The sequence below is a fragment of the Stenotrophomonas sp. NPDC077461 genome (genome assembly GCF_049545475.1).
In the GTDB taxonomy this organism is placed as follows: Bacteria; Pseudomonadota; Gammaproteobacteria; order Xanthomonadales; family Xanthomonadaceae; genus Stenotrophomonas; species Stenotrophomonas nematodicola.
In genome coordinates this window covers 639,244-653,506 of sequence record NZ_JBMWDO010000001.1, presented here as the reverse complement: position 1 = coordinate 653,506, position 14,263 = coordinate 639,244, and the positions used below count along the sequence as shown (strand labels likewise).

At 66.0% G+C, this 14,263-nt stretch carries 30 protein-coding genes; 9 read left to right on the top strand and 21 right to left on the bottom strand.

The window, feature by feature from the left end; translation table 11 throughout:
- Position 1: 1 nt before the first annotated feature.
- From ACPEH8_RS03195 to ACPEH8_RS03105, 19 genes are all read right to left on the bottom strand, one after another.
- A complete protein-coding gene (locus ACPEH8_RS03195) occupies positions 2 to 382 on the bottom strand; it encodes a hypothetical protein (RefSeq protein ID WP_017355859.1) in 381 nt (126 codons plus the stop codon).
- Between the two features lie 132 nt (positions 383 to 514).
- A complete protein-coding gene (locus ACPEH8_RS03190) occupies positions 515 to 856 on the bottom strand; it encodes an HNH endonuclease signature motif containing protein (RefSeq protein ID WP_037591126.1) in 342 nt (113 codons plus the stop codon).
- Positions 856 to 1,122: a hypothetical protein gene (locus ACPEH8_RS03185; RefSeq protein ID WP_312710385.1), complete on the bottom strand. Its 267-nt coding sequence runs from the start codon at positions 1,120 to 1,122 to the stop codon at positions 856 to 858. The genes ACPEH8_RS03190 and ACPEH8_RS03185 overlap by 1 nt, the downstream gene beginning before the upstream one ends.
- A gap of 4 nt (positions 1,123 to 1,126) precedes the next feature.
- The gene (locus ACPEH8_RS03180; protein ID WP_136006275.1) at positions 1,127 to 1,309 is read right to left on the bottom strand and encodes a hypothetical protein; all 183 of its coding nucleotides are present in this window, start codon (positions 1,307 to 1,309) and stop codon (positions 1,127 to 1,129) included.
- Entirely contained in the window at positions 1,309 to 1,653 is a 345-nt protein-coding gene (locus ACPEH8_RS03175; RefSeq protein WP_017355862.1) for a hypothetical protein, read from the bottom strand. The genes ACPEH8_RS03180 and ACPEH8_RS03175 overlap by 1 nt, the downstream gene beginning before the upstream one ends.
- Positions 1,650 to 2,126: a lysis system i-spanin subunit Rz gene (locus ACPEH8_RS03170; RefSeq protein ID WP_017355863.1), complete on the bottom strand. Its 477-nt coding sequence runs from the start codon at positions 2,124 to 2,126 to the stop codon at positions 1,650 to 1,652. Before ACPEH8_RS03170 ends, ACPEH8_RS03175 begins: the two co-directional genes overlap by 4 nt.
- On the bottom strand, positions 2,126 to 2,446 hold the full coding sequence (locus ACPEH8_RS03165; RefSeq protein WP_017355864.1) for a hypothetical protein: 321 nt from the start codon (positions 2,444 to 2,446) through the stop codon (positions 2,126 to 2,128). The genes ACPEH8_RS03170 and ACPEH8_RS03165 overlap by 1 nt, the downstream gene beginning before the upstream one ends.
- A complete protein-coding gene (locus ACPEH8_RS03160) occupies positions 2,443 to 2,937 on the bottom strand; it encodes a hypothetical protein (protein ID WP_017355865.1) in 495 nt (164 codons plus the stop codon). The genes ACPEH8_RS03165 and ACPEH8_RS03160 overlap by 4 nt, the downstream gene beginning before the upstream one ends.
- A 157-nt stretch (positions 2,938 to 3,094) precedes the next feature.
- The gene (locus tag ACPEH8_RS03155) at positions 3,095 to 3,793 is read right to left on the bottom strand and encodes a hypothetical protein (protein WP_423666009.1); all 699 of its coding nucleotides are present in this window, start codon (positions 3,791 to 3,793) and stop codon (positions 3,095 to 3,097) included.
- Between the two features lie 227 nt (positions 3,794 to 4,020).
- Positions 4,021 to 4,572, bottom strand: a complete 552-nt coding sequence (locus ACPEH8_RS03150) for a hypothetical protein (protein ID WP_423666007.1) — start codon at positions 4,570 to 4,572, stop codon at positions 4,021 to 4,023.
- Entirely contained in the window at positions 4,569 to 4,937 is a 369-nt protein-coding gene (locus ACPEH8_RS03145) for a Ref family recombination enhancement nuclease (protein ID WP_136006269.1), read from the bottom strand. The genes ACPEH8_RS03150 and ACPEH8_RS03145 overlap by 4 nt, the downstream gene beginning before the upstream one ends.
- Positions 4,937 to 5,155 carry a hypothetical protein gene (locus ACPEH8_RS03140; protein WP_423666005.1) on the bottom strand — a complete coding sequence of 73 codons (219 nt, stop codon included), beginning with the start codon at positions 5,153 to 5,155 and terminating at the stop codon, positions 4,937 to 4,939. Before ACPEH8_RS03140 ends, ACPEH8_RS03145 begins: the two co-directional genes overlap by 1 nt.
- Positions 5,155 to 6,069 (bottom strand): hypothetical protein, encoded by a 915-nt coding sequence (locus ACPEH8_RS03135; protein ID WP_423666003.1) that lies wholly within the window; start codon positions 6,067 to 6,069, stop codon positions 5,155 to 5,157. The genes ACPEH8_RS03140 and ACPEH8_RS03135 overlap by 1 nt, the downstream gene beginning before the upstream one ends.
- Positions 6,066 to 6,308 carry a hypothetical protein gene (locus tag ACPEH8_RS03130; protein WP_423666001.1) on the bottom strand — a complete coding sequence of 81 codons (243 nt, stop codon included), beginning with the start codon at positions 6,306 to 6,308 and terminating at the stop codon, positions 6,066 to 6,068. The genes ACPEH8_RS03135 and ACPEH8_RS03130 overlap by 4 nt, the downstream gene beginning before the upstream one ends.
- Positions 6,308 to 6,859 carry a hypothetical protein gene (locus ACPEH8_RS03125; RefSeq protein WP_229296437.1) on the bottom strand — a complete coding sequence of 184 codons (552 nt, stop codon included), beginning with the start codon at positions 6,857 to 6,859 and terminating at the stop codon, positions 6,308 to 6,310. Before ACPEH8_RS03125 ends, ACPEH8_RS03130 begins: the two co-directional genes overlap by 1 nt.
- Positions 6,852 to 7,709: a helix-turn-helix domain-containing protein gene (locus ACPEH8_RS03120; protein WP_423665999.1), complete on the bottom strand. Its 858-nt coding sequence runs from the start codon at positions 7,707 to 7,709 to the stop codon at positions 6,852 to 6,854. The genes ACPEH8_RS03125 and ACPEH8_RS03120 overlap by 8 nt, the downstream gene beginning before the upstream one ends.
- A gap of 2 nt (positions 7,710 to 7,711) precedes the next feature.
- A complete protein-coding gene (locus ACPEH8_RS03115; protein WP_423665997.1) occupies positions 7,712 to 8,023 on the bottom strand; it encodes a winged helix-turn-helix domain-containing protein in 312 nt (103 codons plus the stop codon).
- Entirely contained in the window at positions 8,020 to 8,550 is a 531-nt protein-coding gene (locus tag ACPEH8_RS03110; protein ID WP_153164355.1) for a hypothetical protein, read from the bottom strand. The genes ACPEH8_RS03115 and ACPEH8_RS03110 overlap by 4 nt, the downstream gene beginning before the upstream one ends.
- Before the next feature lie 109 nt (positions 8,551 to 8,659).
- Complete coding sequence (locus ACPEH8_RS03105) at positions 8,660 to 9,139, bottom strand: hypothetical protein (RefSeq protein WP_153164356.1); 480 nt, start codon at positions 9,137 to 9,139, stop codon at positions 8,660 to 8,662.
- On the opposite strand from ACPEH8_RS03105, the gene ACPEH8_RS03100 reads away from it, so the two are divergent.
- Entirely contained in the window at positions 9,138 to 9,929 is a 792-nt protein-coding gene (locus ACPEH8_RS03100) for a S24 family peptidase (RefSeq protein WP_229296438.1), read from the top strand. The genes ACPEH8_RS03105 and ACPEH8_RS03100 overlap by 2 nt on opposite strands.
- Before the next feature lie 122 nt (positions 9,930 to 10,051).
- Here the strand turns inward: ACPEH8_RS03100 and ACPEH8_RS03095 are convergent, their stop codons facing one another.
- Entirely contained in the window at positions 10,052 to 10,786 is a 735-nt protein-coding gene (locus ACPEH8_RS03095; RefSeq protein ID WP_165699757.1) for a DUF3800 domain-containing protein, read from the bottom strand.
- Positions 10,787 to 10,992: 206 nt separating this feature from the next.
- On the opposite strand from ACPEH8_RS03095, the gene ACPEH8_RS03090 reads away from it, so the two are divergent.
- From ACPEH8_RS03090 to ACPEH8_RS03055, 8 genes are read left to right on the top strand one after another with little or no spacing between them, the layout of a single operon-like run.
- Positions 10,993 to 11,391, top strand: coding sequence for a hypothetical protein (locus tag ACPEH8_RS03090; protein ID WP_423665995.1), 399 nt, complete (start codon positions 10,993 to 10,995; stop codon positions 11,389 to 11,391).
- A complete protein-coding gene (locus ACPEH8_RS03085; protein WP_423665993.1) occupies positions 11,388 to 11,624 on the top strand; it encodes a hypothetical protein in 237 nt (78 codons plus the stop codon). The genes ACPEH8_RS03090 and ACPEH8_RS03085 overlap by 4 nt, the downstream gene beginning before the upstream one ends.
- Complete coding sequence (locus tag ACPEH8_RS03080; protein ID WP_423665991.1) at positions 11,621 to 11,755, top strand: hypothetical protein; 135 nt, start codon at positions 11,621 to 11,623, stop codon at positions 11,753 to 11,755. The genes ACPEH8_RS03085 and ACPEH8_RS03080 overlap by 4 nt, the downstream gene beginning before the upstream one ends.
- Complete coding sequence (locus tag ACPEH8_RS03075; RefSeq protein ID WP_423665989.1) at positions 11,743 to 11,925, top strand: hypothetical protein; 183 nt, start codon at positions 11,743 to 11,745, stop codon at positions 11,923 to 11,925. The genes ACPEH8_RS03080 and ACPEH8_RS03075 overlap by 13 nt, the downstream gene beginning before the upstream one ends.
- Positions 11,918 to 12,463, top strand: coding sequence for a hypothetical protein (locus ACPEH8_RS03070; protein WP_423665987.1), 546 nt, complete (start codon positions 11,918 to 11,920; stop codon positions 12,461 to 12,463). Before ACPEH8_RS03075 ends, ACPEH8_RS03070 begins: the two co-directional genes overlap by 8 nt.
- Positions 12,460 to 12,630: a hypothetical protein gene (locus ACPEH8_RS03065; protein ID WP_154081145.1), complete on the top strand. Its 171-nt coding sequence runs from the start codon at positions 12,460 to 12,462 to the stop codon at positions 12,628 to 12,630. The genes ACPEH8_RS03070 and ACPEH8_RS03065 overlap by 4 nt, the downstream gene beginning before the upstream one ends.
- Complete coding sequence (locus ACPEH8_RS03060) at positions 12,623 to 12,922, top strand: hypothetical protein (protein ID WP_423665985.1); 300 nt, start codon at positions 12,623 to 12,625, stop codon at positions 12,920 to 12,922. The genes ACPEH8_RS03065 and ACPEH8_RS03060 overlap by 8 nt, the downstream gene beginning before the upstream one ends.
- Positions 12,922 to 13,530 (top strand): hypothetical protein, encoded by a 609-nt coding sequence (locus ACPEH8_RS03055; protein ID WP_423665983.1) that lies wholly within the window; start codon positions 12,922 to 12,924, stop codon positions 13,528 to 13,530. The genes ACPEH8_RS03060 and ACPEH8_RS03055 overlap by 1 nt, the downstream gene beginning before the upstream one ends.
- 67 nt (positions 13,531 to 13,597) lie before the next feature.
- Here ACPEH8_RS03055 and ACPEH8_RS03050 read toward each other — a convergent pair whose 3' ends face one another.
- Positions 13,598 to 13,843 (bottom strand): hypothetical protein, encoded by a 246-nt coding sequence (locus ACPEH8_RS03050; RefSeq protein ID WP_423665981.1) that lies wholly within the window; start codon positions 13,841 to 13,843, stop codon positions 13,598 to 13,600.
- Between the last annotated feature and the right edge of the window lie 420 nt (positions 13,844 to 14,263).

The following is a 14,263-nucleotide window of genomic DNA, read 5'->3' as shown; positions in this document are numbered from 1 at the left end:
ATCAGAACTCGTCGAATGGGTTGCCCTCCGGGGTCTTCTCGGTCCCCAGCTTCTGGCGGTCGGCCGGGGTCAACCCCAGCCGCGCCAGACAGCCGATCAGGTGGGAGTACTTGGCCGCGACGAACTCGCCGCGGTTGGCACGGAACTCGGAAAGCAGCGAGGACGCAACTTCCATGATGAAGCGGTCGGCGCTGGTGAGTACCCCCGGGAGGGCGCACTTCTCCAGCTCCTTCCACACCTCCGCGATCTGCGCCGGAAGATGGGAGGGCACCTTGCCCAATGACTTGCCCGTCGTGGGCGTTTCCTTCCTGTAGCGCTGGGGGTCTTTCTTGGGCGCGCCTTTCAGCTCGGCCAGCTCCCTCGGCTGTCGGTGGCGGGCCATCGGACCTCCAAATCCTGAAATTCAAATTCTGCGGATGCGCGAAAAAAGGGGGGCGCGCGTATCGGCCGAGGAGAGGCCTCAACTTTGCCCCTCCCCCCCTTTTCGTTCAGCTTTCTGTGGATAACTAGCAACTCATTCAGCTTCGCTGGTTTGGTCGCCATTCCTTCCGAACCCGCCGTTCTCTCGCGCCGTCTTCGCGCTATGGCACGGTCGGCACAGCGGCTGCAGGTTGCCGTCAGCGTGGTTGCCGTCGTCCCCGTCGATATGGTCGACCTCAGTCGCTGCGCGCGCCCTCCCCTGCGCAGCACAGCATCTGCACAGCGGCTCACGGGCCAGTACCACCCCACGTATTCGGCGCCACAGCGACGAGTTGGTGGGCAGCGCACGGCGTGCTTGCCTCCTGTGGACCTGGGCGCTGGTCTCCTTGTAGGGGCGCCAGCCGGCCGCTCGGTGCTGCGGTGGCCGGGTGGGCATCAGTAAGGGATCCCGTCCAGGTCGTTACGTGCAGGCTCGGCACCTTCATCCTGCAATGGTGCGCCGGCCTCCTCGCCGAGCAGCTGCGCCACCGACTGCACGAGCAAGCCCACATGCAACGCCAGCTCGGCGATCTGCTTGCCTTGCTGCTCAATAATCCCGACCAGGCGGTCGATGCGGCCGTCGGTGCTGCCCTCAATGAGCGCCGCCAGGGCAGCGTCAGCACCAGCGCGAGCCACCTGCTCAGCGGACAGTGCAGCCGCCAACTCTTCAATCCGTGGAGCGTCCATCACTCACCTTCGTCGTTTGCAGTACCAGGCCGCGGCGTATCCACGTCTCGACCCGGTCCCAGTTCGGCCCAACGCCCGTTGCCCGGGCGCACCACACCACCGCGGCGAGGTAGCAACGCAGCCACCACCGCATGCGGATGGATGCCATCACGGTGATGCGCATCAGAACTCCTCCACGTCCCAGCCGCCACCGTCGCGCTTGCGCCGGACCTTCACCGCAATGAAGCGGAAGGGGTACATTGCGGCGGCAATTTTGATCTTCGCCCTGGCATCGTCTTGCCAGTGACCCTTCACCTCGTGGCACTCCATGACTCCATCGGCAGCCATGACCGCGAAGTCCGGCGTGTAGAACGTGTTGTCGGCCAGCCGAAGCTTCATGCCCTCGAACCGGTGCCACTGAACCTCGCCCGCCGCCTGGAGCGCGCGCAGCCGCTCGGCATAGGCGGCCTCGGTCTTGTTCATCTCGCCGGTCTTCAGCCGGCCCAGGGCGAGCACTCGGCGGTTCATTTCGTCACCGGTTGACGGTCAGCCTCGATCACTTCTTGGCTGGCGAGGACGTGGTCGTCGGCGTCCCGGCCGACTTGAACAGCAGCTCCCGCAACCTCTGCTCGTAGTTCGGCGTGCGCATCACGTTCGACGGCGCCGGCGACGGCTTGGGACAGGAGGCTGGTACTACAGGTGGCGAGGTCGTCGCGCAGCTGGAGACGGCCAGCGCGCAGGTCAGCCACAACAGTGGCAGGGACGGTCGCGGCCGCAGTGCGGTCTTCTTCATGCTTCGCTCCGATGGTGGCCAGGTCTTGGGCCTGCTGGTGTTCGGCGGCACGGACCTGGTTCACTTGGTCCGTCACTGCCTCGGCGCCAGCAGCGCGCTGTTCGGCTTCACTGCCTTCTGCCCGGTCGGCACGCCAGGCCCAGCCAAGGCCGAACATGACGGCGGACCAGACGACGAAAGCCGCAACTGCGATACCGGTTCGGTTCATCAGGCAGGCTCCGGAGGGATTACAGCGCCGACCTGGCGCATGGCGCTCTCCAGCGTCAGCACGCGCAGGCGCAGCTTGTGGGCTTCTTCCTGCGCAGCCCGGCGCAGCGACATCTCTTCGGCCAACTGCACCGTGATGGCGGCTTGCGAGTCCTCCAGCGACTTAACCCGCTGGACCAAGCCGTTGAGCAGGTCCACGTTTGCATCAGTTTCGGTTCGCTCTTTTCGGCGAGACAGGACCGAACCCCACGTCTCGCGCACCAGCCACAACGCGACCGCGCTGCCAGCAAGCCACCAGGGCGCAGTGTCCTCGCCCATCATCCGATCGCCTTCATGGCAGCGGCGTAGTGCTTCGGCCAACGGTCAATGTGCGGCTTACCCGGCCTCCAGGCGTCCAGGTACTGCGCCCAGGCCACGGACACGTTGCCAATGGCCGGTAGGCGCTTCGGCAGGGTGAACAGCAGCAGGCGGGCGAAGCCTGCGGCCAGGATGTCGTCATATTCCAGCTGTGCATGCACCGCAGCGGGCGTCGCAGCGACGCCCCGGGCGTTGCACAGCGCGGCAGCAGCGGCGCGGGTCGAGGGGTGGTTCAGCACCCCGCGCACGCCACCCTGCTCGAACTGCCACAGGCCACGGGCCGGGCCTTTGACTTGACGGCGGTGGGCCAAGGCAGATTCCTGGCCAGCAATGGCCAGCAGTTCTACGCGCGCCTCGGGCGAGTCGTAGCGTTCGGCTCCCAGCAGGGCGAGCGCCGGCACGACCACGTGTACCAAGCACTGCGCGGGTGTCATCGGCAGCGGCAGCTGTGACATTAGTGGAACTCCGGCATAGGTGCCCGCCCCTGCGCCGGCTGGGCACGAGGGTTGATCCGGCTGGGACGCGGGCAAAGAAAAAGCCCCGGCTTGGCCGGGGCTTGCGATTGGATGGTGGCAAGATTGCCCCCTTTTGCGATGACCTAGGAAGTCATCGTTACGCGGCCTTCGACAGCGCCCTGCTAAGCCTACTTGCAGCGCGCGATTCAGACTCTCGGAAGTGGTACAGCATCCATTCGTAGACCGGTCGCCAGAAGCGGCTGTACGCCGAACAGTCGGCGCCGATTGCATTTGCCCGCTTGCGGCCACTGAGCGGCTCAAAGCCACTTCCCCCGCAGTCTGCGCAGCGGACGACACCCGCAATGGCCGCATCCAGTACGACCTTCCTGCCACCGCAGCGCGCGCACTCTGAGGCCCCAGCCATTTCAGCAATCACCGCCCCGGCCAGTACGCCAAGCTGCTCCATCGTGTTGTTCGGCCATGTCACAGCTCGCGCTCCCTCCAGGGCTTCCTCCGTCCTGCGTAGCTGGCGACGCTGCGCGTCCGTGATCTGGGCGCCGCCCCAGCCCATGCTGGCCTTGGCAATACCATAGTCAGTGCGGGCATCGGCAAGTGTGTGCATCTGCCGGGTGAATTCAGGCGCCACTAGGGCGATGACCGCCTGGCGCAGCTGCTCACGTCGGCGCTGACCGCTCTCCGGCCACCACAGTGCCTCCAACAGCTCACGCCCCAGTCCATCTGGCACGAAGGCGAGCGCAGTAAGGATATCCTCGGTGGACGGACCACCCGTGTTTCCGTCAAAGCTCATGGCCTTTGGCCCCGTCCGGCTGGACAGCAGCTCACGAACGTTTTTCATGCCTTTCCCCTTGTTCGCTCTCGTCGATTGATTTCACGGCGCAGCGCGCGTGCTCGGCGCAGTGCCTGCTCTGCCTGCTGCCTCTGGGCCGGGGCATTCCAAGCCCTGGCCCAGCGCATCGCGGCTATGTCTTGCTGGATGCTGCTCAGCAGCTCCAGCGCCTTGTCGTCGTAGCAGGTCAGGTCCATCCAGCCAGCTTGCCGCCCTTCCGTCGCACCACTCGCGACCTACCCCCCGCGCAGGATCCGTCGGTAATCCGCAACCACGGCCGTGACCTCGACCCGCCTCTGGGGGTCCGTCTGCTCCCAACTCGCCGACAGCCGCTGCACCCGGCCACCGCGCGCCACGAACTCCGCAACGGTCTCCCCCAGGACGGACGGACCTGCTGCCTTCCGTGCCGGCTTGGGGATCAGCGCCGCGCGTGCGCCGAGCGCCGCAACCGGCTCGGACCGAAAGCGCTCCAGTCGTACCTTCCGCCGCGCCGCGCGGCGCCGACCTTTCTCCCTCCTCCGCTCGGCTTGCTGCGCCTCGTTGAGGCGGGGCTTCTCCATCGCCTTCCCGGTCAAACTGAAACGGGCTGTCCCGGCAACACCCACCCTCGCGACGTAATTACGCGCGACCAGGTAGCGCAGAATCGAGATGACGCGGTCACGGTTCTCCTTCGCAGGCATTCCGGCTGCCGCGAGCAGTTCGTAAAGCTCCGCGTAGCTGCATCCGTCCGCAGGTGCTTTTGCCAATGCCGCGCGCACCTGCTCGGCGTAGGTCGTTGTATCGCTCATGCTGCCTGCCTCTGTTCGTTGACGAACGTCTGCTGTGCGATCAGCTCGTCGTCGGTGCCATACGTCTCGTGGAAGGTCCGCGAGCCGTCCATCAGGCTCGGGCCGTAGGTCTCGCGCATCGTCGCGAAGCTGTTCCCGCCCAGCGGGTGCCGTCGGTGGTGCCAGGTGCACAGGGCGTACCCGAACGCGTGGCCGCGCCGCAGGTTCCCGCTCTTGGCGTGGTTGTAGTCGCAGCCATAGACCACCAGCGGCGGCGCCAGCAGCTCCTGGGCGACCAGCGACAGGCAGGCCATGCACGGTCCCACCTTGGACGCCTCGATACGGGCTGCCTCGGCTGCGGTCGGCGGCGGCGCCTTGGACCACATCAGCGCGCGGCCTGGTCGGCCAGCCGCCAGCCGTGCTGCCAGGCTTGCGCCTTCTCGCTCAGAGCACCCGCCCGGCGGTTGGCGCCGTCCTCGGTCTCGCACTCGATCCATACCAGGTGCGGGTTGTCGCTCAAGCGCCGACCGCTGAGCCGGGCCGAGTAACCGGCGTTGATCTCGGCGGCGAACCTGCTGCGGGTGCTGTAGGCGTTGAAGTCCATCAGGCCCTCGCCAGCTCGTGGTCACGCGGGACCGTGAACCCTGCAGCGCGCGCATGCCCACCACCGCCGTACAGCGCCGCCACCTCGCTCACGTCCACCGCGTCCGGCGTGGAGCGCAGGCTGAACACGCGGCCGGAGGCAGTGTCGTAGTAGCAGGCGGCGAACGGCCGGCCCTTGCCCATGAGGTGGCCGGCCTCGCTCACCAGCGCGCGCGGGATGCTCGCCGCCGGCACGCGGTAGTTCCCGATCACCAGCTCCCGCCGCGACAGCGCGACCTGCTCGGCCACGTCCTTTGCCCTGGCCCGCTCCAGCACCAGCCCCTGCTGGTACAGCGAGTAGGTCGTCTCGCCGGCCAGCGCGTCCCACGCCTGGAACGTGTACGAGTGACTGTGGACCGTCGCGCAGATCTCGCGTGTGTGCTGCAGGGCAAAGCGCCACAGGTCGCGGTCCTCGACGTGATCGAGGAACGCCGGCCGTGCCTTGGCAGGGTGGAAGAAGTCCCACGCAATGCCGGCGCCGCTGCGGCTCATGTCGAAGAGCGCGCACACGATGCCGCTGCCGACACTGGCGTTGGCCGAGTAGTAGTCCCACGCCGCCCGCGCATCCGGCAGGCTGTCGAGGCGAACAACCCGCGCCAGCCCGGCCTGACCGACGTAGCAGTTTCCCGACGTCAGGCTGGCTTCGGCCGACTTGTGGTGGTCCAACACCAGCACCGAACGGGCGGACAGGCCCAGCTGCATCAGGACGTCGAACGGGTAGCAGAAGTCCACCAGGATCACGTCCCGGCCGGCAACCTCTGGCGGCGCCTCCCCGTAAACGCCGGGGTGGAACTCGGCGTCCATCGCCTGGCGGACGGCCCATGCCGCGGTGAACCCGTCGGCGCAGTTTGCGTGGTAGATGACCAGCGGCTTCATCGTGGTGTTGCTCCTGTCTGTCTGGTGGTGCGGCGGCGACGGGCCGGCGCGGGTTGGCATTGGCGGGCCAGCGCTTCAAGCCGCAGCGCCTCGCCCAGGTAGTAGTCGTGGCGCTCCTGACGCTCGGCCGCACTGAACTGCACGTCGCGCAGCGCGGTCTCGGCAGCCACACGGTTGGCCTTGGCCAGTCGTGCCGGGTCGTGTTCGAAGATGTCCAGCTGGGTCCGCAACGCACGCATCAGGCAGCCCCTGCTGCACCGGCGCCGGCGTCCATCAGCCCGGACGCCCCCATCGCCTCGACCTCTGCCCCCGACAGGTGTAGCTCGCGGGCGATCTCTGCCAAGTGCTGCTGCACCTGCTCGCGGCTGGCCGGCACCTGCTCGCGGACCTCGTGCTCAAGCTCTGCAGCCGGTGCATCCGGCAGCGCCCCGCCGCGCATCACGTGTTCGCGGGCCTGGTCGTACGCTTCGCGCAGCAAGCGGTCGGCCATGTCCGAGCTCGCCATGCGGTAGCGGTGGCCGTCGAGGTACTGCCATACCAGCCGGGTGAAGCCGTCCTGCTTACCGGCGTCGGCCCGCACCGCAGCGAAGGCCGGCACGCCCAAGCAGCGGAGGCGAAACTCAGGCAGTGTCGGAGGCCAAGGGTCGGCGCAGGTGATACAGGCACTGATCCCCACAGCCAGCTGCTCACCGGTCAGGCCGGACAGCCCCTTTGCCCATGTCAGCGCGGCACCCTCATTCGGATTGTCGCCGTAGCTGCCGGTCCAGCGGCCGCCGTAGATCTCAGCCATTCGGACCCACAGCGTGCGCGTCACTGTCGAGGACAGGGCCGCGCGTGGCATCGGCGCGCTCGCCATCGATGGCATGGCGGAGGACACGCTCGGCAGGAGATTCGCGACGGATTGCATGGGTGCCTCCAGTGGAACGGTTGGTGGTGGTCAGCTCGCGTTCGAGCCAGGCGGCCTCGAAGCCCTGCCAGTTGCGGTTGCAGCACTTGCGGAGACAGTCATCGACGGTGAAGCCCAAGGCGCCGGCCAGGTGCAGCTCGGCGCCGAAGCTCTCCAGCACAGTCGGTGTGACCGGGGCGCGGCGCTTGCGGCGAAGCTGCAGCCAGTCGGCCAGCACTTGGGGGGACGGTTGGGCAGGCCAAGTCGAGAAGTCCAGATCTCCCGCGTGTTCAGCAGGCGCGCTTGCGCGCTTCTTCCTGCTCTTAGGTTCTGTTACTGGTTCTCTTCCTGGTTTATGTGCAACTGGTGCACCACCCTGGTGAACGTCGTTCACCACTGGAGGAATCTGCTGCACTACCCCGTGGTGAACGTCGTTCACCACCAGATATGGGTCATGGTCCGGCGCCTTCGGCTTCGCTTGGATGCCGAAATGGAAGTTGAGCAGGTACTGATTCGCCAGCTTCACGTTGCCGTTCGCTCGCGCGAGGATCGTGATGTAGCCGGCCTGTGCCAGCTTCTGGATCTGATCAATGACCGAACGGCGCGACAACCCACAGTCGTCAGCCAGCGTGTCGTGACTGGGGCGGCACTGCCCGGTGTCTTTGTTGTGGCGCTCGGCCAGCATGAGCAGAACCAGTTTCTGCGTGCTGGTGACGCGTTGTCTGGCCGCCCAGGCGAATGCTTCAAAACTCATCGTCAGATCACCAACGCCAAGTTCTCGCCGGGGGCCACCGGCCACCAGGTGCAGGCGCTGCGGCCGCTGACCTCGCACGCCTTCTTCGGGCCGCGCCACGCGCGTCCGCTCTCCAGCAACTCAGGGAGGCGGCGGGCCAGCATGTAGCGGTCGTGGCCCGTCGCGCGCGCCAGTTCCATGCTCGTCAGTCCGGGGCACTGTTGGACCGCCTTCGCGGCACGGTCCTGCTGGATGGCCTGCTGACCGCTGGCGATGAGGTGGAGGGCAGCCCCGTGGCTGGTGCCCACATCGGTAGCACGCGCCGGGTGGTTCATCGGGTCGCCCTCCCCTTCCCTGCAGCGCGCGCAACGTTGCGCTCCAGGCGGTGCGCCATCGTGCGCAGCGCGCGCGCCTCGCTGACCATGAGCGCGGCCTCGTCGCTGTCGATCCGGCGGTCTTCCATCGCATCCACGGCCGTGCCGGTGAGGCGCCCCACCCGCGTGGTGATCTCCAGCAGCTTGAGCTGCACCGCCCCGATCTCGTCGGCCCAACCGCCCTCAGGCGCTGGCGGCACCAGATCCACGGCCATGCCGAACTGCCCGGCCAGAGCCCGCATCCATTCCAGGGCGTAGTCGCCGCCACCAGCCTTCTGCTGCATCCACTCGGTCAGCAGCTCGGCAATCTCGATGGTCACCGACTCACCTTCCGTGCCGTTGAGCTTGGCGCGCAGCGTCTCGGGGTGCATGGACTTGCCGCGGCGGTCGGTCAGCCACTTGGCGGCCTCGATCACACCGCCCGGCGTCTTGCGGACGGCGTTGTAGAGGCAGTCGAGCCAGTTAATGGAGGAAGTACGGCAGGTCATGGGTCACCTTGGGAAGACGGGTGTTTCAAGGTTTCGGGCCGGGCCCGGGTGGCGCACCATTTGCGCTATGGACGAAATCAATTCAGGGACGAAGGCCAGGGACGGCCAGTTAGGCGGCGTGGACGTCGAGATCGATTCGGCCTGCGTCGGGGTCTTCGGGAGCAGCGACGGCCGGTGCCTGCTCCTGCACCCCGAGCAGCTTCATCACCTGCGGGAGGGCCGGAACGCCCTGCTCTTCCGGCCAGGCCGCCACCTGCTCAACCGGCAGCTGCAGCACCTTCGCGAGGTGAGCGTCGGTGGACAGGCCCAGCCGGGCGCGCAGCGCGCGCTTACTCATTCGACTGTCGACCTGGGTGTTGATCGCCGCGCGCGGACTCCGTGCGGCCGGGCCAAAGATCATTGGCTCCTTGGGGACCTGTTCCGGCCCAAGACGTTCGGTTTCGCGCTCGATCGATGCGGCGAGCTCGGGGCTGGGCCGCTTCCCCCGCCATCGGGTTGCGATCTGCCACAGATAATCAGGACTGGTTCCACACGCCTCGGCAAGCGCGACGCGGCGATTCATGTCGGAGATGTAGGTGAGTAGGTCCATGTCACCAACATTAGCCTATGGCTATTGTCGTTACAATAGCCACAAGCTCGTTGGCTTGAATAGCCATTCGCTATCCAATGAGGAGATGCGACCAATTGACGATATCCGCCACGAGAACCTCCTCGCCCTGATCGCGTCCAAGGGCGGTCAGCGGCACTTCGCCGACGCTGCTGGCATCAAGAATCCGGCCCAAGTCAGCCAGTGGGTAAACCGAAGCCGCAACGCGAGCACCGGCAAGCCGCGGGTCATGTCTGGCGGAACGGCGCGGGCCATCGAAACCGCCCTCTCGCTCCCGGCCGGTTGGATGGACACGCAGCATGATGGAGCCGATATGCCAGTCGCACGGGTCGCAGAGACTGAGACACCACCCGGCTATGTTCGCTTCGACTTGTTTGAAGGGGGTGCAGGGATGGGCGTAGGGATGGTCAACCAGGACTACCCTGAAGTAGTGAAGACCATCGAGGTCGCCGAATGGGAGGTCCGCCGGAAGCTAGGCTATCTGCCCCAAGCTGGTCGGATCCAGATCATCACCGGACGAGGGCCGTCAATGCGCCCAAAGCTCGAGGACGGCGACATTGTCTGGATCGATACCAGCTGCGACTACTTCGACGGCGACGACTACTACCTGATCAACATCGGCGGCGAGACGCAGATCAAGATGCTGCAGAAGCGCGGGGACGGCCTTTACGTGGTGAGCGTCAACACGGACTTCCCCCCGTATCGGCCGGATCCCGGCGATGTGAGCATCTTGGGCAAGGCTCTGATTCACGCGGGACTTAGGAAGTTCTAACCGACCTGAATCCCGGCCCAGTTAGACACTTGCAATTTGGACTGGTCGTCGCTACCCTTCGCGCAAGTCGGACTGGAAATATCCGGTCGGCGCTGGGCCCCACTCGTTGGGGCCCTTCGCTTTTAAGGGCTCACCTTAACCCCGAAGCCCCTTACAGCTCCGGTAGGCGAGCGCCTAATTCGTGCCCGAATCGCGCCGTATGCTCTGCTTTGCTGTTCAGGACGCAGTACATGCGCTCCAAGCGGTCGGGCCGCGAGGTCCGCGATCTGAAGGCCTGCCGAGTTGGCGGACTTGGGAACCATCAATAGATCGAACGGTAGCGCCCGGCGGCAAGCGTTGTTTCCACTTACGATCTGCTCAAACGCAACCTTCAACTGGGCATCTTCTTTCCTACCTCGGCATTCCACGATCACTGTCGTGCGGCGCGCCCCATGCCCCCTCTCATTCAGCTCAAGGAATGCGCGTTCGAGCACGAAGCTCATCGAAAGCTCATACGGATTGCGCGGAGCGGCGTAGCGTTGAATGTAGCGCTCCTTGTGGATGACGCTATAAATCAGCTGGAACTCGCCCTGGTGAAAGATCTCCGCAACCTCTTGATGGAACGCGTCCCGCTGCTCCGCAATTTGCAGGAAGGAGAACGGGCCGCTTGGCTTTCGGATCTCACGCTCATGAAGAATCACCTCTGTATGCCCCCAATGCTTGAGCTTTAAGCGGCTCAGAGCGGGCGACAAGGTGCCGACATATTCGTCCTTTTCAACAAGGACGCCGCACAAGACGAAAACGGGGTAGTGGCGATCGATAGAGTCGAGGCCATGATCTCCGCTTTCGTCGATAAAAAGCATGTAATCGCTGAACATCCCTTCCCTGCACATTGCTTTAGCTCGCGGTTGCAGGATCTTAGCAAACAGACTCTTCTCCAAAATTCGGGGCCCGCACCAAGTGAGGGCTATAAAAAGCCATGACCGATTAGCTTTTGGCTATTGACAATTCAATAGCCGTTGGCTAACTTCTCTCTGCCGCCCAACATTCTCCCCATCCTGGGGCGCGGCGCAGGAGATCAAGCATGGCCATCCTTGCCCTCAGAACCTCTACCGGACCCGTCCAGGTCCAAGCCCAATCCGTAACCGGCAAGGTCGCCATGTACGTCGGCGCCGCTGGCCGCGTCTACCTCTCCGTCACCGAAGCCGAAGACGCCGCCGCGCAGCACCCAGCAGGTGGCGGCATGAGCGCCCCTGTCGATGTTCAGCGCCTGCGGAATGACCTCGCCTGGTGCCTGCTGATGGAGCGCGGCGCCAGCCGCCGGGCTCGGCATTTCGAGCGCCGGGCCAACAACCCTCGCAATCCGAACCGCGCCGCATCTGCGCGCGTCGCCGCTGGCTACCAAGGGGACGCGGCGAAGGATCGTCACCGCATCGCCGAGCTGCGCGCGGAGTTGGCGAGCGTCAAAGGCGGTGCCGCATGAGCGCCGTCGTGCTGCAGTTCCCCATCGACAACTCAGCCCGCGCCAACGGCGCCGGCTTGGCGGTAGCCATCGCCGCCAAGCGCATGGGCTACGCCGCGCATCACATCGCCCGTGCCGCCGCGCTGGCCCGCCGCGAGGTGATCGACGGCCGCAAGAGCGCAGGCCGCGCGGTGTCCGACATGACCCGCACCCTCGCCCGCGCAGCGCGCAGCAACGGAGGCGACGCCGCATGAACGCCCTCGACTTCTCCTTCGGCCTGGTGCTGGGTTTCGCCACCGGCGCGTGGGCCAGCCTCCACTGGGCGCTGCGCCGCCAGGAAGAGCAGTTCGCACGCCTCATGGAGCAGATCCGATGCGCGCACTGATCCGCCACTGGCGCACCGCTGTCCTGGTGCTGCTCTGCGCCCTGCTCGCGGCCGTCGCCGGCGCCATGCACTGGGCGGGCATCAACGACACCGGCGTCTACATGCTCATGGGCGCCCTGCTCTGCGCCAGCCAGGTGCCCGACGCGTGGAGGCGCGGTCGCGATGGCTGAGGCGCCGACCGTGGCCTCGACCGTGCGCGACATGCGCCGCGCCGGCGCCGCAGGCGAACCGGTGCCGGCAGACGTTGTGCAGCTCTGGGTGCAAACGTTCATGACCCAGCTGTACGGCACGCAGACGCCGATCCGATACGAGTGCAGGCCGCGCTACACCACCGAGCCCTGGCAACTGGCCGAAACGGCCGACGTCATGCGCTGGCGGCGCAGGAACTTGGAAATTCGCGCGCTCTATCTGCACCCGCCGGCCGGCAAGCACAAGGACCACCGGTGGCCGGCCGGTAGCAACGGCCAGGGCGAATGCCTGGAGTGCGGTGAAACCGAATGGATCGCCGGGCCGGACTGCAGACCGTACGTACCGATCCGCGACCACCGCTCGGACACGCCCTTCTCCCTGACGTGGCTGATCGAGCCGCTGGAAAAGCTCCAGTACCTCACGAAGCACATGAACCCGCTGGACCGCGCCAAGTGGCGGACCAAAACCACCTACCTCATCGATCGCATCAAAGACCACGCGAAGGGAAGCCCGCCATGACGACTGACAAATGCCACATCCCGGCAACTGCACCCATGTGGTGGGACGGCGGCGACCGCGCCATCACAGCGCGCGAGAAAGCCACCATCGAAGAGCACGGCCCGAGCTGCTTCAGCATCCCTCTCGTTCCCGCCATTGATGCAGCGCCGGGGGTGGGCAATGGCTAACACGACCTTCCACGTGCACCTCAGCATGCGCGGCGCCATCCGAAATTTCAGCAAGCGCGAGCTGGGCAGCCTCTTCAAGAACGCCGCGACCGGCCGCTGGCTCACCGCCGACGAAGCGAAAGACGCGCTGCTGGATAACTTGGCCGCAGGCCGCTCGGTGCTCCCGATGGGCGCGCCCTGCGCCGGCTTCGACTATGCCGGCGGTGGCTGCCCCGGCCACACCACCGCCACCCAAGCCGCAGTGAAGCCGCTGCGCCGTGGCCCCACCCTACTGCCGAAGGAGCCCCGCTGATGCGCGAGCGTCCCATCTTGTTCAACGGCGCGATGGTGCGCGCCATCCTGGCCGGCCAGAAGACGCAGACCCGCCGCGTGGTGAAGGGCCACGCGCTGGACTGGCTCGGCAAGGCTCAATTCACGCCCGAGTACGTCGCCAGCCCGGGCAACGACCTGTGCCCCTTCGGCCAGCCCGGCGACCGGCTGTGGGTGCGGGAGGCGCACGCCATCTTCCCCACGCACGGCCAGCACCGCGCAGACGGTGAGCGCTGGGGCCCTTGGAGTGGACTGCCCACGACCATTTCCCCAATGGGCGGCGAGATCGCCTACTACCGCGAGGGATTCGATCGCTGCGGCCCGGGCCGCTGGCGCCCCAGCATCCACATGCCACGCTGGGCCTGCCGCCTGGTGCTGGAGATCACCGCCGTCCGCGTGGAGCGGATCCAGGCGATCAGCACGCAGGACTGCCTCGCGGAAGGCATCACCACCAGGTTCAAGGTGGCCGATGCCGCCGACGAGCTGCGCATCCAGTTCCGCGACCTCTGGAACGACACCGGCGGCGACTGGGACAGCAACCCCTGGGTATGGGTCATTGAGTTCAAGCGCGCGGAGGTGACGGGTGACTGATCCCGCTACTCAGTCCAGGCACACAGCGCGCGTGCTGCGGGAAGGAGCCAGCGCCCAGCATCGCCGTCTAGACGCTCTTTGTCTGCCCGCTGCGGTTCTCATGCCCGACCCTCAGCTTCAGCGCCAAAGCAAGGAGCAGGTTGCCGGTGTCGGCCGCGTAGGCGATCTGTTCCTTCTTGCTGCGACGGGTTGGAGCAATGCAGCCCCTGGACGGCCAGCCCGGTCTCTGGGCTATGGGCAGCAATTCGCTCGCGCGGCCCTGAGCGGTCCACCACAGGGCGTCTGTACCCAGTTCCGTGTAGGGGTTCTTCATAGCCCCGATCCTAGGCCTCGACGCTTTTCCGACCGTGATGAATCCATCGCGATCCATCCACACCGCACTTCACATCCTAGCCTGCGCACGCCTCCCCGCTTGCCTGGACCTATGAGCCTGGCCCGAACCGTCCCGAGCCAGCTAATCAGCTCCGTACAGCAAAGCCTGTACGAAGCTGGTGCCGAGCCGCGAGGCCACCGCCTCGGCTTCCCCCATGTTCGGGTGGCGGCCAGCCGTTTCTATCGATCTGAGGTGCGTTTTGTCAGGACCAAAAATATGCACCACCCCCTGCCAGTGGTTCCCGCGATCTACCGCGCTTACGACCAGCCCAAATCCATTAACTTCAACTCGACCCGGCATACACGAACTCGATCCTTCCCCTGCCTGAAATCGTGCCATGTCCGCCGGCCTTCGTCACCT

What these genes read in the sequence shown, in the direction of transcription:
- ACPEH8_RS03120 (WP_423665999.1), bottom strand. Translation starts at nt 7,709, where the DNA reads ATGAGTTTTGAAGCATTCGCCTGGGCGGCCAGACAACGCGTCACCAGC.
- ACPEH8_RS03140 (WP_423666005.1), bottom strand. Translation starts at nt 5,155, where the DNA reads ATGGACTTCAACGCCTACAGCACCCGCAGCAGGTTCGCCGCCGAGATC.
- ACPEH8_RS03060 (WP_423665985.1), top strand. Translation starts at nt 12,623, where the DNA reads ATGGCTAACACGACCTTCCACGTGCACCTCAGCATGCGCGGCGCCATC.
- ACPEH8_RS03085 (WP_423665993.1), top strand. Translation starts at nt 11,388, where the DNA reads ATGAGCGCCGTCGTGCTGCAGTTCCCCATCGACAACTCAGCCCGCGCC.
- ACPEH8_RS03145 (WP_136006269.1), bottom strand. Translation starts at nt 4,937, where the DNA reads ATGTGGTCCAAGGCGCCGCCGCCGACCGCAGCCGAGGCAGCCCGTATC.
- ACPEH8_RS03150 (WP_423666007.1), bottom strand. Translation starts at nt 4,572, where the DNA reads ATGAGCGATACAACGACCTACGCCGAGCAGGTGCGCGCGGCATTGGCA.
- ACPEH8_RS03110 (WP_153164355.1), bottom strand. Translation starts at nt 8,550, where the DNA reads ATGACCTGCCGTACTTCCTCCATTAACTGGCTCGACTGCCTCTACAAC.
- ACPEH8_RS03090 (WP_423665995.1), top strand. Translation starts at nt 10,993, where the DNA reads ATGGCCATCCTTGCCCTCAGAACCTCTACCGGACCCGTCCAGGTCCAA.
- ACPEH8_RS03125 (WP_229296437.1), bottom strand. Translation starts at nt 6,859, where the DNA reads ATGGCTGAGATCTACGGCGGCCGCTGGACCGGCAGCTACGGCGACAAT.
- ACPEH8_RS03175 (WP_017355862.1), bottom strand. Translation starts at nt 1,653, where the DNA reads ATGAACCGCCGAGTGCTCGCCCTGGGCCGGCTGAAGACCGGCGAGATG.
- ACPEH8_RS03135 (WP_423666003.1), bottom strand. Translation starts at nt 6,069, where the DNA reads ATGAAGCCGCTGGTCATCTACCACGCAAACTGCGCCGACGGGTTCACC.
- ACPEH8_RS03165 (WP_017355864.1), bottom strand. Translation starts at nt 2,446, where the DNA reads ATGATGGGCGAGGACACTGCGCCCTGGTGGCTTGCTGGCAGCGCGGTC.
- ACPEH8_RS03130 (WP_423666001.1), bottom strand. Translation starts at nt 6,308, where the DNA reads ATGCGTGCGTTGCGGACCCAGCTGGACATCTTCGAACACGACCCGGCA.
- ACPEH8_RS03155 (WP_423666009.1), bottom strand. Translation starts at nt 3,793, where the DNA reads ATGAAAAACGTTCGTGAGCTGCTGTCCAGCCGGACGGGGCCAAAGGCC.
- ACPEH8_RS03080 (WP_423665991.1), top strand. Translation starts at nt 11,621, where the DNA reads ATGAACGCCCTCGACTTCTCCTTCGGCCTGGTGCTGGGTTTCGCCACC.
- ACPEH8_RS03065 (WP_154081145.1), top strand. Translation starts at nt 12,460, where the DNA reads ATGACGACTGACAAATGCCACATCCCGGCAACTGCACCCATGTGGTGG.
- ACPEH8_RS03100 (WP_229296438.1), top strand. Translation starts at nt 9,138, where the DNA reads ATGTCACCAACATTAGCCTATGGCTATTGTCGTTACAATAGCCACAAG.
- ACPEH8_RS03075 (WP_423665989.1), top strand. Translation starts at nt 11,743, where the DNA reads ATGCGCGCACTGATCCGCCACTGGCGCACCGCTGTCCTGGTGCTGCTC.
- ACPEH8_RS03105 (WP_153164356.1), bottom strand. Translation starts at nt 9,139, where the DNA reads ATGGACCTACTCACCTACATCTCCGACATGAATCGCCGCGTCGCGCTT.
- ACPEH8_RS03170 (WP_017355863.1), bottom strand. Translation starts at nt 2,126, where the DNA reads ATGAACCGAACCGGTATCGCAGTTGCGGCTTTCGTCGTCTGGTCCGCC.
- ACPEH8_RS03190 (WP_037591126.1), bottom strand. Translation starts at nt 856, where the DNA reads ATGCCCACCCGGCCACCGCAGCACCGAGCGGCCGGCTGGCGCCCCTAC.
- ACPEH8_RS03180 (WP_136006275.1), bottom strand. Translation starts at nt 1,309, where the DNA reads ATGCGCATCACCGTGATGGCATCCATCCGCATGCGGTGGTGGCTGCGT.
- ACPEH8_RS03160 (WP_017355865.1), bottom strand. Translation starts at nt 2,937, where the DNA reads ATGTCACAGCTGCCGCTGCCGATGACACCCGCGCAGTGCTTGGTACAC.
- ACPEH8_RS03070 (WP_423665987.1), top strand. Translation starts at nt 11,918, where the DNA reads ATGGCTGAGGCGCCGACCGTGGCCTCGACCGTGCGCGACATGCGCCGC.
- ACPEH8_RS03195 (WP_017355859.1), bottom strand. Translation starts at nt 382, where the DNA reads ATGGCCCGCCACCGACAGCCGAGGGAGCTGGCCGAGCTGAAAGGCGCG.
- ACPEH8_RS03050 (WP_423665981.1), bottom strand. Translation starts at nt 13,843, where the DNA reads ATGAAGAACCCCTACACGGAACTGGGTACAGACGCCCTGTGGTGGACC.
- ACPEH8_RS03115 (WP_423665997.1), bottom strand. Translation starts at nt 8,023, where the DNA reads ATGAACCACCCGGCGCGTGCTACCGATGTGGGCACCAGCCACGGGGCT.
- ACPEH8_RS03055 (WP_423665983.1), top strand. Translation starts at nt 12,922, where the DNA reads ATGCGCGAGCGTCCCATCTTGTTCAACGGCGCGATGGTGCGCGCCATC.
- ACPEH8_RS03095 (WP_165699757.1), bottom strand. Translation starts at nt 10,786, where the DNA reads ATGTTCAGCGATTACATGCTTTTTATCGACGAAAGCGGAGATCATGGC.